The organism is Methylocella silvestris BL2 (assembly GCF_000021745.1).
Taxonomy (GTDB): Bacteria; Pseudomonadota; Alphaproteobacteria; order Rhizobiales; family Beijerinckiaceae; genus Methylocapsa; species Methylocapsa silvestris.
The window spans coordinates 3,668,702-3,681,347 of sequence record NC_011666.1 but is presented as its reverse complement, the minus strand read 5'-3'; the positions used below and the strand labels follow the sequence as shown (position 1 = coordinate 3,681,347).

Here is a 12,646-nt window from a genome sequence, read left to right as displayed (position 1 = left end):
GCTCAGGACACGAGGGCGTCAACAATACGCCCTGACCGCATCCTTCGAGGATGAGGAAAACGTATTTCCAAACGGCCTCTAACGAGCGTCGCGCAGCCGTTTCCGCTCAACTGGCGTCGCCAACGTTATAGCGAAAATGGCGATAAGAGCATCAGACGTTCAGAACGAGCGCCTGATGCTCTCCCGTGACGGCAATGACGCCGCCACAACCATAAGTTGTGGAATTTAAGCTTTGCCCGGAACCAAATTAGAAAATTGACGCATACTAAAGTAAATAAATACTCTTACCTTTTGCTTAAATGTCCAGTAACAAAAAATTACACAAGTCCTAAATACTAGTAAATGTTAAATATCGAAATCTATCCGTTCGCTTCTTTCGTAAAGAAAAGAGCGCCTTTCAAGCATAGGCGACAGCAAGCCGCTCTGTAGCCGAGCCCCCTGCCCCTTCATGAAATGAGCCCGGCTCGCAGCGCCTTTGCGGCCGCATGTACGCGATTGAGCGCCTGTAGCTTGTCGCGGGCCGAATCGAGATGCGCCTTGACCGTGTCGTTCGAAATTCGCATGAGCATTGCGATCTCGCCAGGCTTTTTGCCTTGCGCCACAAGCGCGAGCGCCTCGATCTCGCGGCGCGTGATCGTGCTGAGATCGATCGTGTGCCCCTCGCCATGTATGTCGCATGCGCGCTTATGGACATAATGCGCGATATGAGCCAGGTCGATCATCAGCTCATGCCGACGTGACGCCCAGCAAATTTCGCTTTCGTTCGATGTAGCGATGAAAAGCCCCCAAACACTGTTCGAGGGACCACGCACAGGGATCGTCAGGCCTTGCCGCAGAGCGCCATCCTCGCCCGGCAGGAAGTGAATTCCGGTTTCGTGCGCGCTCTTTTGCCGAAGAGCGGCCCAGTCCATCGGCAGCACAGTGCGCGACATCGCCCGAACCATCGGATCCGTCGACAGGAGCGACTGGATTTTTTGCTGATCGGCCCAACCTCGGCAAGGCGGTTGAACAATAAACGGAGCGGAAAGACTGAATCCGATGAAAGACGGGCAGATATATATGACGGAAAACAGATCATAGCTGCGGCAGACGAGCTCCAGCAGCTCTTCTAATCCGCCATCGGCCCAACAGCCCTCAATTTGCTCGATCAGATCATGATTCACGTCAGCAAATCCCATTCACGAGGGAGCGGACGACAAACGCAAGTTTATATTGGCTCAAGATAAACGCAACGATGGATTGATCCCGGCCGGCCCCCTCGCGCATCCCTCGCCGCCGTATCACCGCGATGGATCGACAGCGCCTGTTTGTTACGACGGTCGTGGACCTTTTCAAGCCGCGGGTCGTTACAAATGCTGTTCGCCAGGGAGGAATCAATGAGGCTCGCCATCGTATTTTCAGCCGCCTTACTCGCTCTGTCCCCGCTCGCCATGGCTTCCAATACGAACCCGACCGGTCAAAGCCGGAATGACGCCGGCGCTGGCGGCAACGTGACGCCGGGAGGCCAGTCGAAGGAGAGCGGAGCAGCCGCAGGCCAGGACGGAATGCCCTCGCCGACCCCGCCGAGCGGTGAAAAGCCGTCAGGCGATCGCGACAAAGGCAAAGCCTCTGGCGACAACTGACCGGCGCGGAACAGAATGCGTCGGCGTTCGCCGTTCGCGCGCATGCTTTCGCACAGCTCTGACGCCCACCCGATTTACCGACGCCGAACGCTGAGCCCGTCAAGGGCGCACAGCCAATGGGCCAACGCTCACTGGGCGGCCGTCAACCCGATCTCATTCATCGGCCAAGGCTTCCCTTGCCCGGAGCGCGTCAAGTGGGCGACTCGCTATTGAATCCGGAATACTGAATTGCAAGACTAACAAGTATAAACCATGTTTAGCGCTACGCGAAGTTGCCTGATTGTACTATATAGCTCTCATGAGCCGCGGATATATTTATATGATGGCTCGATTGCTTATAGGAGCATTCCCGTGCGCAGCCTCGCAAAACATTCCGTCCGCGTTAACAGCGTCATGATCGCCGCCACGCTCCTCGCCGCTTCAGCCGGCGCGGTCGCGGCGAAGGACAAATACCCCGCCGACGCGAACAGATACTATGGGATCTACCAGAGCCCGGCGCGCAGCCTGACGCCGGAAGAGTCCGATCATCTTTCCTATCAGGAGTCCGGGGCCCGCGGACGCCAGGGCCTGGGCGGCAGCCCGGCTCATCCGGAAGGACCCGGCGGCGTCGCCGATTGATCGCCGGCTCAAGCGGGCGTTTCGAACACCCCAAGCCTTTGGCGTCACGCTCGCCCCTCCCCGGCCCCCCGGCGAGCGTCGCCTTGGCGGATCTGCGCGAAGTCTCCTTCACAGGTAGATCCGCCATTTTCTTTTCATGTGGGCGACAGGAACTTCCGGTGTCGCTAGGACGACAATGCACAAGATCATCACATTCTGCGCGCTTTCTCTCGGTGTTTCTCTTGGCATTGCGCTTGTGAGCCCCGCTCACACGGATCAAGATCACATGCGTCGGCGCTCTCTGCATGAAAGCCAGGCGCCAGCCGCCTCAGCAGCGCATGAGGCGCCCGATTGGACGGTTCAATACGGCGTCGTCGCCAATCCGCGCGGCGTCAGCGGCAGCTTCGGAGCCGTGCTCGAAGGCCGCAATCCCGCCTCCAACATCCCCTGAATTTTCATTCCGAAGACACATCGCCGAACGCCGGCGCAGACGTCCGCGGACGCGTGCGCCGGCCTGGATTCCCCCCGCACTCCGGGCCGGCCCCACCTACCATGTTGGGCGCGGCGCCGCCTGTATGTCTCGAGCCTGATGGCGGTCCGCAAAGTCGGTAACTTTTTGGCGCCGGGCTCGAACATCGCTCCCGCTATTCCCGGTGAAAGTGGTGTCGTGGCAGGCTTCCGTTTTGGCCTGTTCACTGGACCCGCCGCGCGAAAAACATGTCAAGCGTGAGCACTCTCGCGACCGACATAGCGCCGGGCTCGGGCGCCGTCGCAAACAGCGTGTAGCGAACGCCGCCCGCGCCAAGCAGGGCGGCGCGCCTGTGTTTGCCTGGAGGCGACGAAGCGACGGCATGGAGCGCGTCATCGATCAGCGCAAGCAAACGGGGAGCGGGCGGCGCGCTCCGCCCACGGAAATATCGGCCGAGCTCAATCAGCATGGCGTCGACTTTGATGACGGCGGTGGAGGGAAGGCCATGACGGGCATAACGCAATTCGATGATGTTGAGGCCCACCCGCAATTCGGCGAGAAGAGCGACGGCCGTAGCATCCATTGCGCCGGACGATGCGAGGAGCGAGGCGGCAAGCCCCAGCCGGTCGAGCATGATGGCTGCAAAATGCGCGCGGTCGCGCTTTCCCCTTCCCGTCGCGGCGGAGGCGAGGTCCGCGCGACTCGCCTCGACCAGCCGGCGCAGGCGCCAGTCGGCCCGGGTGACGCGCATGAGTTGGAACGCCAGGGTCGAAATCCATATGCCGGCAAGGAGTGCGGCGCCCGAGTTGGCGACAGCGGAGAAATCGGCGCTGTAATTGTCCTGCAAGGCGAGCAGAGTCGCAGTCCAGAGCGAAAGCGCGACGCTGGCCTCCGCAGTTTTCGGCCGCGTTGCGAGCAGGCCGAACAAGATAAAGGCCGGACTCAGCGCGATAACCAGCATCTCGAAAGTCTGAATACGCGGAAGAATGGCGAAGAGATAGAGCATCGTTACGCCAACCGCGACGACGGACCAGACGGCAAAGGCGCGCAACACCGCCGCGGGATCGGCCTGCGAAGCGAAAATGCAGCAGACGATCGCAGCGATCATCGCCGCCGTCGCGCCGTCCGGCCACGCCGTCGCGATCCAGAAAAGGCAGACCCCGCCGACGCAGACGAAGGCCGTCAGGGCGGAAACCGCCGCGCCGAACCGGTCGCGATGACGCGCGTCAACGACCCCCGCCGGCGACTGGAAGGCGAGCGGCCGTTTCAATTGCCGCGCCCCTGTCTCGATCTGTCCACAAAGGAGCCGGCAGTCGCGTCTAATGTTGACGAAATCCCTGAGACGCAGCAGCAGACCCGCCTCGACGATCTCCCGCGCGCAGGAGCCCGCATCGAGCCGCCGCTCGTAAGCGGCGATCAAATCGTCCGTCTGCGCTTCCTGTTCCGCGCTGATGTCGGCGTCATCGCGCAAGGTCGCGCAAATGCTGTCGACAAGCGCCTGCGTCTCCGCGAGAGCCAGACGTCCGCCGCCGGCGATCGTGCGCATTCGTTCCTCGATCGAGGAGATGACCGGCAGCAGCATCAAGAGCCGGAGCCGCAACAGCCGAATGGCCCGCGCCGCATAGCTCTGGATAGAGGCGTCGAAAGCGAGATGAATCGACAGAGCGTCGAGTTGTGTTGCGTCTGCTGCTAGACGCAGGCGCCGCGCGCTCAACACATCATCGCCGATACGCGCCTCCAGAGCATCGCAGGCCCAAAGGTCGGCGTCCGTGAACCAGGCCTTCAGCCGCCCGGCGGCAAGCGGACCGACCTGACGCGGAAAGAAGACCGTGGAAAAGACGGTGGCGCAGGCGATGCCGACGAGGATTTCCTCAACCCGCGCCACAGCGACGTCGAAAATCATGCCCGGCGCGTCGACGCTCGGAAATCCGATCAGCGCAGCGGTATAGCCAGCCAGGATAAACATGTAGCCGCGCGGCGTTCGGTCAAGCAGCGAAAAATACAGACAACACGCGATCCACAGCGCGATCGCAAGGCTCAGCAGTTCGGGGGCGTTGACGAGATTGGGGACGAGCGCGACGCTCATCGCGGCGCCGAGAACTGTCCCGCAGGCGCGATAAAACGCCTTTGAGCGCGTCGCGCCGGACAGCTGCTGCGAACAGATATAGACGGTCGCGACGGCCCAGTAGGGACGCTGCAACTGTAGCCAGAAACAGAGATAGAGCGCCGCCGCCGCGGCGGCGAAGGTCTTGAGCGCGAACAACCAGTCGCGAACAGTATAGGGAGTCATCGCCTAACGCCTTCCGCGCGCGGGATCTATCTTTGCGCGTCGACTTCCGGTTCTGCCGCCATCGGTAATGGGGCGTTCGTTCAGGATTGACAACGGCGGGCGCGATCGGGCGGCGCGCTCGCCGCCGCATTCCAATTATTTGCCTCATAGATGTTTTTTGGCTCGTAAGGCTTTCGCCGTGGCGGCAGTTCACGCAGCTGCATCTCCATGAAGGGGAGAAAGCAGACTCGCGCGCCGCCCGACGCCGGAACTTTGGCGATCGCGGCGCCGAGGCAAACGAGCGGCGCCATCAGGACCACGCTCACGTAAAGGGATTTCATGATCCAGCATCCTCAGCCGAGGTTGGCGCGCGTATTCTTCGATCCCGGGCTTTCGGCTTCGGCGCCGTTGCGGGGATTCAAACGCAATCAGTCCGAAAAATTAGCCGGTGCGGCCGGATCCCGCATGATGACGCCGGCGTAGCTGTCCGTTGATGGGACCTGGCGCAGCGCTTCGTTCTGCCAGCCGACGGAGCGGCCGATCTCAACAGGATGATGGACAGAATATTTCTTCTGTAGCGACTGCGCGCCCGCATCCTTCGCCACAATCATGGAGGCAGAAGAGACAACAGCAAACGCAGCCATCGCCAATCGAAACGCTTTCATATTCGCATCTCCCTAAAACCGAGAGCCGCGGCTCTCTTCGTTTCATGAGAGACATTTAGTCTATTGAAGGGCTTGCGATAATGAGCTGACTTTGCATCATAGAATATTGGCGGAGCCAACAATTAACCGTGGGGCGAGCGTCAAGCCCATGGCCTCGGCCTGCCTCCAGATCAAGCCAATATGCCGACCACAGGCGTTTCGCGCGAGGGCCGGAGCCCTTGCGACGAAGGCGCCTGAATCCGAGCCCATTTGCCGGGAGATACCGCTTGCATCCGCAGATGCGAAAAGCAGCCTCAAACGAGATGGCGCGACGATCCGCCCAGAAAGTCGATAAACATCCTGATCTTCGGATCGCTCGTCGCATGACGGGGGAAAATGAGCGAGGCGCAAAGATCCTCCGCGCTGTGCCATTGCGGCAGAACGACTTTCAGCGCGCCATCCTCAAGATGAGGGCGGACATAGAATTCGGCGAGAATGGCGAAGCCCTCGCCATTTAACGCATGATTGAGCGCAACGGATGGTTCGTTCGAAGCGATGCGCGGCGAGAGCGTCAATTGTTTCGCCTCGGCGCCGTTCGAGAAATTATAGGCGGCCGCCCCGCCAGACGAATCGATGCTGGCCGCCAGAAAGGCGTGCGTCTCAAGATCCTCGATCGATTCAATCGGCCCATTCGCTGCGAGATAAGCGGGCGAGGCGACGATGCGGCGTTCGCCATTCAGAAGATGACGTACGACATATCCTGAATCCTTCAAGGCTCCGATTCGCAGCGCGACATCGAAGCCGTGCTCAATCAGATCCAGAGGCTCATTGTTCAAGGTAAGCTGGATCTGGACCTCGGGACAAAGCTTTTGAAAGTCGGAGAGCATGCGGTCGATGAGGAGCCCCCCGATCGCATAGGGCGCCAGCACCCGCAGCACGCCCGAAGGCTTTGAGGTATGCGTCTTGGCGACGAGCTCCGCCTCATCGATGAGATTGAGCCCCTGCGCGGCGCGTTCATAGACTTCGCGGCCGGCGTCGGTCACGACAAGCCGCCGCGTGGTGCGGCGCAGGAGCTCCGCGCCGAGGCGGCTTTCAAGATCTTGAACCTTGCGGCTCGCGGTCGCGGGGGGAATGCCGAGCTGGCGCGCCGCCGCGATGAAACTTCCGCGCTCGACCACACGAACAAAGGTGATGAGGTCATCAAGCTTTTGCATTTTGGGACTATCGATCCTTTATGGACTTCTCGTCTTGCTGCGGAAAACGGACCGCAGGCGGAATAGAAGGGACGGGGCCAAGTCTGCCCCGCCGGCGCGTGTGAATCAGCGCTCTGGCGATGATTGTAATATAAGCATCACATTAGCGTCATACTAGAGCGGGACGCGTTCGAAGGATCGTCGCGCGGCTCATATCCTCTTGTTTTCAAATGTCAAATCTGAAAAAGCCGCGGCTCTTTTGCCCGTTCGATTTTACACGCTCGGCCAAAAGCGAAGCGGATTGATGCGGGCGAGCAGCCTCAGGGTCGTCTCCCATCGCGACGGATGCTGCGGCTCATCAACGGACACGGTCGCCGTGCGGCCAGGCAGAAGACGAACCTCCTGCGGCGTCTCGTCGAGCGCGATCCGAACCGGGACCCTTTGCGCAAGCCTAACCCAGCTGAAGGTCGGATTGACATTCGCGACAAGCGAGGCGCCGGCGCTGCGCTCCCGATCCTCGATCGCGCCTGCAATGCTCTCGACGCGGCCGGTCAGCATCCGCGACTCGCCCATCAGCCGCACCGAAACACGGTCTCCAGCGTGAATGCGCGGCAGCTTGGTTTCCTCGAAATATCCCTCGATATGGAGGCTGTCGCTGTCGACCAGCGCAAAGACGCCCTTGCCCGCGGAGACATAGGCGCCGGGACGCAGGTCAAAATTGGTGACCGCTCCATTGACCGAAGCGCGCACATCGCTCCGATCGAGATTGAGTTTCGCCACATCGCGCTGGGCGACGGCCTCCTTATAGGCCGCGTCGGCGAGTTGCTGCGTCGCCAACACCTGCTCAAATTTCTGCTGCGAGACAACCTTGTCGCTCAATTGCTTGTAGCGCGCGAGGTCGCTGTTCGCCTCGGTCAGCGCGGCGAGCCGTCCCTCGGCCACGGCTTGCGCCTGCTGAAGCGCCAGTGCGAAACGCTCCCGGTCGATCCTGAACAGCAGGTCGCCGCGCCGGACGATCTCATTGTCCTGAACGAGCACATCCGTCACCAGCCCCGAAACATCGGGCGCGACGGCGACGATGTCGGCGCGCACGCGCCCGTCCCGCGTCCACGGCGCGTCGACGTAATAGGCCCAGAGCTCCGAGCCGAAGAGCGCGCCGACCGCGACCATCAAGGCTGTGATCGCGAAACGGCCAAGCCAAGAAAACAGGATTGTCATCACATCACTCAAGATGAAGCAGCGTCAGGGCGCCAAGGATCGTGACGAAGGCGGAAAACTCGAACAATGGCGGATGCCACAACAACTTATGCGCTCCGCACAGGGCCAGGATGCGGCGCAGGAGAACGCTGAGCGCGAGCGCTCCAAACATCCAAAGGGCAAGAGCCGGGACGAAGATTCCGTAGATATCGACTTCCTGCATCATTGGTCAGCGTTCTCCAGGACGCCGCAGGTCCTACCCACGCGCCTCTTCTCCGGCGGGATCAAACAAGCCTGACGTTGCTCTTGATTTGCGGGCGCCTCGCGTCCCGCCGTCCGATAGCCAAGATGGCGCGGCGGGGAGCCGCCGACTAGCTGATCTAAATCAAAAACATTATTCCATTAATGCCGCCAATTTACGATTTGGTAACGCCAGACCGCGGTAATCGCGAAACATCCGCAAGGAGAGCCGCCCGTCTTGGGGCGCCTCCGCGATCACGCTTGCTTGAGCGGAAAGCGCTGCGCCGGCGCAGGCGTCGCCTTATGCTTGCCGAGGCCGCTGGCGGCAGGATCGCGACATTGCCAAAACCCGCCGAAAGCAGCAATCTCCGCCCGCCAAGCTTGGCGCTGGCCGAATATGAACCAAAGCGCGCCAGCTGAGTCGGGGGACGCTATGGAAAAACAATTCGACATCTTCGTCGCTGAGGCGCCTGGCAGCCTCGCGGTCCATTGGGGCTGGCTCGTCGCGCTGGGGCTGGGGCTCGCCCTTCTTGGCGCCCTGGCGATCTGGCGGGCGAGGACGGCGACGCTGGTTTACGTCATGTTTCTTGGCGCGATCCTCCTGGTCGCGGCCGCGGCTGTTCTGGTCGTTGCGTTTTCGCTCACCGGTTATTGGACCGCGTTTTTCGTTCATGTCCTGTGGGCTATTCTGCTTGGAATCATCGGGCTTATCCTTGTGAGCCGGCCGGCGATCAGCGCAGAAGCGATTACGCTGGTGATGGCCTTCTATTTCTTGATTGCAGGCGTTTTCAGCATCGGTTTTGCTCTGTTTGCCCACGTCCGCGGCGAATGGCTGCCCATTCTGGACGGCGTCGTGAGCGTTGCCCTCGGCGCGATTCTCCTGTCCGGCTGGCCCATCACCGGCTTGTGGGCGATCGGTCTCTTTATCGGAATCAACCTCGTCCTGAGGGGCGCTGAGATTGCCACCCTGGGCCTCGGCTTTCGCGCGCTTTCCAATTGACGCCTTGCGCCAAGGGCGCAGGCAAGAGGCTCCCTTCTGGCAGGACGCGTCCGCGGACTTCTGGCCCTCCGGTCTGAAGCGGCAGGATGGCGCGCGCCATGGCGCTCTTCGAATGACTTGAAGGAACGAGATATGAAATACGCCCGCCTCGGCCGCACCGGCCTCGAAGTCTCACGGATCTGCCTCGGCTGCATGACCTATGGCGTTCCGGGTCGCGGCCCGCATCGCTGGACGCTCGACGAAGACGCCAGCCGGCCTTTGATCCGCCAGGCGTTGGAGAGCGGCGTCAACTTCTTCGACACCGCCAATGTCTATTCTGACGGCACGTCCGAAGAAATCGTCGGCCGCGCGCTGAACGACTTCGCCAGGCGCGACGAGGTCGTGCTCGCCACCAAGGTCCATGGCCGCATGCGGCCCGGGCCGAACGGGAGCGGCCTGTCGCGCAAGGCGATTTTTCACGAGATCGACGCCAGCCTGACCCGGCTCGGGACGGACTATGTCGATCTCTACCAGATCCATCGCTGGGACTATCGGACGCCGATCGAGGAGACGATGGAGGCGCTGCACGATATCGTGAAAGCCGGCAAGGCGCGCTATATTGGCGCGTCGTCGATGTTCGCCTGGCAGTTCGCCAAGGCGCTCCATGTCGCCGAGGCGAAGGGCTGGACGCGCTTTATCACCATGCAGAATTATCTCAACCTGCTTTACCGCGAGGAGGAGCGCGAGATGCTGCCGCTTTGTCTGGATCAGGGCGTCGGCGTCATCCCGTGGAGTCCGCTTGCCCGCGGCCGTCTCACCCGCGACTGGACCGAGACCAGCGAACGGCAGGAAAGCGACGAGTTCGGCAAGACGCTCTATGCGAAGACCGGCGAGGCGGACCGCCGCGTGGTCGAAGCAGTCGCGGCGGTCGCAGCCAAACGCGGCGTCCCGCGCGCGCAGATCGCCCTCGCCTGGCTGCTCGGCAAGGCTGCCGTCACCGCGCCGATCGTCGGCGCGTCGAAGCCGCGCCATCTCGACGACGCCATCGCAGCGCTCGACATTGCGCTGTCTGCGGAAGAATGCGCGGCGCTGGAAGCGCCTTACATTCCTCACGCCGTCACCGGCTTCGAATAGCGGATGCTGGCCGGCGCCGGGCGCAGACCGCCCGCGCCGCCAAAGAGCCACGCGCCAAATATGCCGGATCGCTCGATATCGTCGCCGGCGGCGTTGCGAACAAAACAGGAATCGACGATCGTGCTGTCGGTCCTCTCAAATGATTCGCAACGTGTCAGCAGCCCCCTACCTGGAAACCCTCAATCCGGAACAGCGGCGGGCGGTCGAGCACGGCGTTTGTGAAAACGACGCGTCTCCTGCCGCGCCGCTCCTCATCATTGCGGGCGCCGGCTCCGGCAAGACCAATACGCTCGCCCATCGCGTCGCGCATCTCATCGTCAACGGCGCCCATCCGCATCGAATCCTGCTGATGACGTTCTCGCGCCGCGCGGCGGCGGAGATGACGCGGCGCGTCGAGACGATCGCCCGCAAGGCGATGGGCGATCGCGCGGGCCAAATGACGCAGGCCCTGCGCTGGTCGGGCACATTCCACGCCATCGGCGCCCGGCTGCTGCGCGACTATGCCGATCAGATCGGGCTCGATCCGGCCTTCACGATTCATGACCGCGAAGACTCTGCCGATTTGATGAATCTGGTTCGGCATGAACTCGGCTTCTCCAAAACGGAAAGCCGCTTTCCAACCAAGGGAACATGTCTTTCCATCTATTCCCGCTGCGTGAACGCCGAGCTGGCGATCGAACCGGTCCTCGGCGCGTCGTTCCCGTGGTGTTCGGCGTGGGCGATCGAACTAAAGCAGCTCTTTGCCGCCTATGTAGACGCCAAGCAGCGGCAGAACGTGCTTGATTACGACGATCTGCTGCTCTATTGGGCCCAGGCCGTCGGCGAGGCCGCCCTCGCCGATGATATCGGCGACCGCTTCGATCATGTGCTCGTCGACGAATATCAGGACACGAACAGACTCCAGGCGTCGATCCTGAAAGCGCTGAAGCCGAGCGGTCGTGGTCTGACGGTGGTCGGCGACGACGCGCAATCGATTTATTCCTTCCGCGCCGCCACAGTCCGCAATATTCTGGAGTTCCCGCAAGCGTTCAGCCCTCCGGCCAAAATTATCACGCTTGATCGAAACTACCGCTCGACGCCCGCCATTCTGGCGGCCGCCAATGGCGTGATCGATCTGGCCAGCGAGCGCTTCACCAAGAATCTCTGGACCGAACGGAAAGCGGCGGCGCCGCCACAATTGGTCGGCGTCCGCGACGAGGCCGACCAGGCTCGCTACATTGTCGAGCGCGTCCTTGAAAATCGCGAAGGCGGATTGACTCTGAAGCAACAGGCGGCGCTATTCCGCGCCTCGCATCACAGCGGCTCCCTCGAGGTCGAACTCACCCGTCGCAATATCCCATTTGTAAAATTCGGCGGGCTCAAGTTTTTGGACGCCGCTCACATCAAAGACATTCTGGCGCTGCTGCGCTTCGCCGAAAATCCGCGTGACCGCGTCGCCGGATTTCGCGTGATGCTGTTGATGCCAGGGGTCGGCCCGGCGTCGGCGCAGCGCGCCCTCGACTTTATGGCTCAAGCTTCCGATCCGATCGGCGCCCTGGCCGACGCCCCCGCCCCCCGTCGCGCCGGCGAGGAGTGGCGGAGCTTTGTCGAGATCGTCGCTCAACTTGGATCCGGCCGCGCCGGATGGCCATCCGAGATCGAGCGAGCCCGTCTTTGGTATGAGCCGCATCTTGATCGTATGCACGAAGATGCGGCCGCCCGGCTCGCCGATTTGATCCAGCTGGAGCAGATCGCAAGCGGATATGCGTCACGCGAGCGATTTTTGACTGAACTGACGCTCGATCCGCCCGACGCCACCAGCGACCACGCCGGCGCACCCTTGCTCGATGAGGATTATTTGATCCTGTCGACGATCCATTCCGCGAAGGGTCAGGAGTGGGCGTCCGTATTTATCCTCAATGTCGTCGACGGTTGCATTCCCTCCGACCTCGGCGCCGGCACGACGGCCGAACTTGAGGAGGAGCGGCGCCTGCTTTACGTCGCAATGACGCGCGCCAAGGATGACCTTCACCTCGTCGTGCCGCAGCGCTTCTTTACGCACGGCCAGGCCGCGCAAGGCGACCGGCACGTTTACGCCTCGCGCACCCGCTTCATCCCGGCCAGTTTGCTGGGCCTGTTCGAAAAGACAAGCTGGCCAAAAATCAGCGCTGAAACTGCGGCCCGAACTTTTGATCAGAGCCGACGATTCGATCTCGGCTCCCGCATGCGGGGCATGTGGCGATGAGAAGGCAACGCGGCTTCAGGCGCATCCGGGCCGCCGCGTTTTAAGCTCGGCCTGACCTTGCCGGTCCGCCCGGGCGGA

At 61.8% G+C, this 12,646-nt stretch carries 13 protein-coding genes; 6 read left to right on the top strand and 7 right to left on the bottom strand.

Features of this window, described 5'->3' with window-relative positions:
• Positions 1 to 446: 446 nt before the first annotated feature.
• On the bottom strand, positions 447 to 1,163 hold the full coding sequence (locus MSIL_RS17035; RefSeq protein ID WP_012592323.1) for a helix-turn-helix transcriptional regulator: 717 nt from the start codon (positions 1,161 to 1,163) through the stop codon (positions 447 to 449).
• Positions 1,164 to 1,376: 213 nt separating this feature from the next.
• Here MSIL_RS17035 and MSIL_RS17030 point away from each other — a divergent pair, with 213 nt between their 5' ends.
• From MSIL_RS17030 to MSIL_RS21755, 3 genes are all read left to right on the top strand, one after another.
• A complete protein-coding gene (locus MSIL_RS17030; RefSeq protein WP_012592321.1) occupies positions 1,377 to 1,622 on the top strand; it encodes a hypothetical protein in 246 nt (81 codons plus the stop codon).
• 351 nt (positions 1,623 to 1,973) lie between these two features.
• Complete coding sequence (locus MSIL_RS17025) at positions 1,974 to 2,240, top strand: hypothetical protein (protein WP_012592320.1); 267 nt, start codon at positions 1,974 to 1,976, stop codon at positions 2,238 to 2,240.
• A 265-nt stretch (positions 2,241 to 2,505) separates the two neighbouring features.
• Positions 2,506 to 2,670 carry a hypothetical protein gene (locus MSIL_RS21755; RefSeq protein WP_187148670.1) on the top strand — a complete coding sequence of 55 codons (165 nt, stop codon included), beginning with the start codon at positions 2,506 to 2,508 and terminating at the stop codon, positions 2,668 to 2,670.
• Positions 2,671 to 2,911: 241 nt separating this feature from the next.
• Here the strand turns inward: MSIL_RS21755 and MSIL_RS17015 are convergent, their stop codons facing one another.
• From MSIL_RS17015 to MSIL_RS16990, 6 genes are all read right to left on the bottom strand, one after another.
• Complete coding sequence (locus MSIL_RS17015) at positions 2,912 to 4,978, bottom strand: FUSC family protein (RefSeq protein WP_012592318.1); 2,067 nt, start codon at positions 4,976 to 4,978, stop codon at positions 2,912 to 2,914.
• A gap of 80 nt (positions 4,979 to 5,058) precedes the next feature.
• The gene (locus tag MSIL_RS17010) at positions 5,059 to 5,298 is read right to left on the bottom strand and encodes a hypothetical protein (RefSeq protein ID WP_012592317.1); all 240 of its coding nucleotides are present in this window, start codon (positions 5,296 to 5,298) and stop codon (positions 5,059 to 5,061) included.
• Positions 5,299 to 5,385: 87 nt separating this feature from the next.
• A complete protein-coding gene (locus MSIL_RS17005) occupies positions 5,386 to 5,622 on the bottom strand; it encodes a hypothetical protein (protein ID WP_012592316.1) in 237 nt (78 codons plus the stop codon).
• Positions 5,623 to 5,915: 293 nt separating this feature from the next.
• Positions 5,916 to 6,815: a LysR family transcriptional regulator gene (locus MSIL_RS17000; protein ID WP_012592315.1), complete on the bottom strand. Its 900-nt coding sequence runs from the start codon at positions 6,813 to 6,815 to the stop codon at positions 5,916 to 5,918.
• A gap of 252 nt (positions 6,816 to 7,067) precedes the next feature.
• Positions 7,068 to 8,012, bottom strand: coding sequence for an efflux RND transporter periplasmic adaptor subunit (locus MSIL_RS16995; RefSeq protein WP_012592314.1), 945 nt, complete (start codon positions 8,010 to 8,012; stop codon positions 7,068 to 7,070).
• A 4-nt stretch (positions 8,013 to 8,016) separates the two neighbouring features.
• The gene (locus MSIL_RS16990; RefSeq protein ID WP_012592313.1) at positions 8,017 to 8,217 is read right to left on the bottom strand and encodes a DUF1656 domain-containing protein; all 201 of its coding nucleotides are present in this window, start codon (positions 8,215 to 8,217) and stop codon (positions 8,017 to 8,019) included.
• 447 nt (positions 8,218 to 8,664) lie between these two features.
• Here MSIL_RS16990 and MSIL_RS16985 point away from each other — a divergent pair, with 447 nt between their 5' ends.
• The 3 genes from MSIL_RS16985 to MSIL_RS16975 all read left to right on the top strand — a co-directional run bounded on the left by MSIL_RS16985 (position 8,665) and on the right by MSIL_RS16975 (position 12,568).
• A complete protein-coding gene (locus MSIL_RS16985; protein ID WP_012592312.1) occupies positions 8,665 to 9,231 on the top strand; it encodes a DUF308 domain-containing protein in 567 nt (188 codons plus the stop codon).
• 132 nt (positions 9,232 to 9,363) lie between these two features.
• Complete coding sequence (locus MSIL_RS16980; protein WP_012592311.1) at positions 9,364 to 10,344, top strand: aldo/keto reductase; 981 nt, start codon at positions 9,364 to 9,366, stop codon at positions 10,342 to 10,344.
• 139 nt (positions 10,345 to 10,483) lie between these two features.
• Positions 10,484 to 12,568, top strand: a complete 2,085-nt coding sequence (locus MSIL_RS16975; protein WP_012592310.1) for an ATP-dependent helicase — start codon at positions 10,484 to 10,486, stop codon at positions 12,566 to 12,568.
• Positions 12,569 to 12,646 lie beyond the last annotated feature (78 nt).

Bases quoted from the DNA above. Each gene is read 5' to 3' on its own strand.
- MSIL_RS17030 (WP_012592321.1), top strand. From the start codon at position 1,377: ATGAGGCTCGCCATCGTATTTTCAGCCGCCTTACTCGCTCTGTCCCCG.
- MSIL_RS21755 (WP_187148670.1), top strand. From the start codon at position 2,506: ATGCGTCGGCGCTCTCTGCATGAAAGCCAGGCGCCAGCCGCCTCAGCA.
- MSIL_RS17015 (WP_012592318.1), bottom strand. From the start codon at position 4,978: ATGACTCCCTATACTGTTCGCGACTGGTTGTTCGCGCTCAAGACCTTC.
- MSIL_RS17010 (WP_012592317.1), bottom strand. From the start codon at position 5,298: ATGAAATCCCTTTACGTGAGCGTGGTCCTGATGGCGCCGCTCGTTTGC.
- MSIL_RS17005 (WP_012592316.1), bottom strand. From the start codon at position 5,622: ATGAAAGCGTTTCGATTGGCGATGGCTGCGTTTGCTGTTGTCTCTTCT.
- MSIL_RS17000 (WP_012592315.1), bottom strand. From the start codon at position 6,815: ATGCAAAAGCTTGATGACCTCATCACCTTTGTTCGTGTGGTCGAGCGC.
- MSIL_RS16995 (WP_012592314.1), bottom strand. From the start codon at position 8,012: ATGACAATCCTGTTTTCTTGGCTTGGCCGTTTCGCGATCACAGCCTTG.
- MSIL_RS16990 (WP_012592313.1), bottom strand. From the start codon at position 8,217: ATGATGCAGGAAGTCGATATCTACGGAATCTTCGTCCCGGCTCTTGCC.
- MSIL_RS16985 (WP_012592312.1), top strand. From the start codon at position 8,665: ATGGAAAAACAATTCGACATCTTCGTCGCTGAGGCGCCTGGCAGCCTC.
- MSIL_RS16980 (WP_012592311.1), top strand. From the start codon at position 9,364: ATGAAATACGCCCGCCTCGGCCGCACCGGCCTCGAAGTCTCACGGATC.
- MSIL_RS16975 (WP_012592310.1), top strand. From the start codon at position 10,484: ATGATTCGCAACGTGTCAGCAGCCCCCTACCTGGAAACCCTCAATCCG.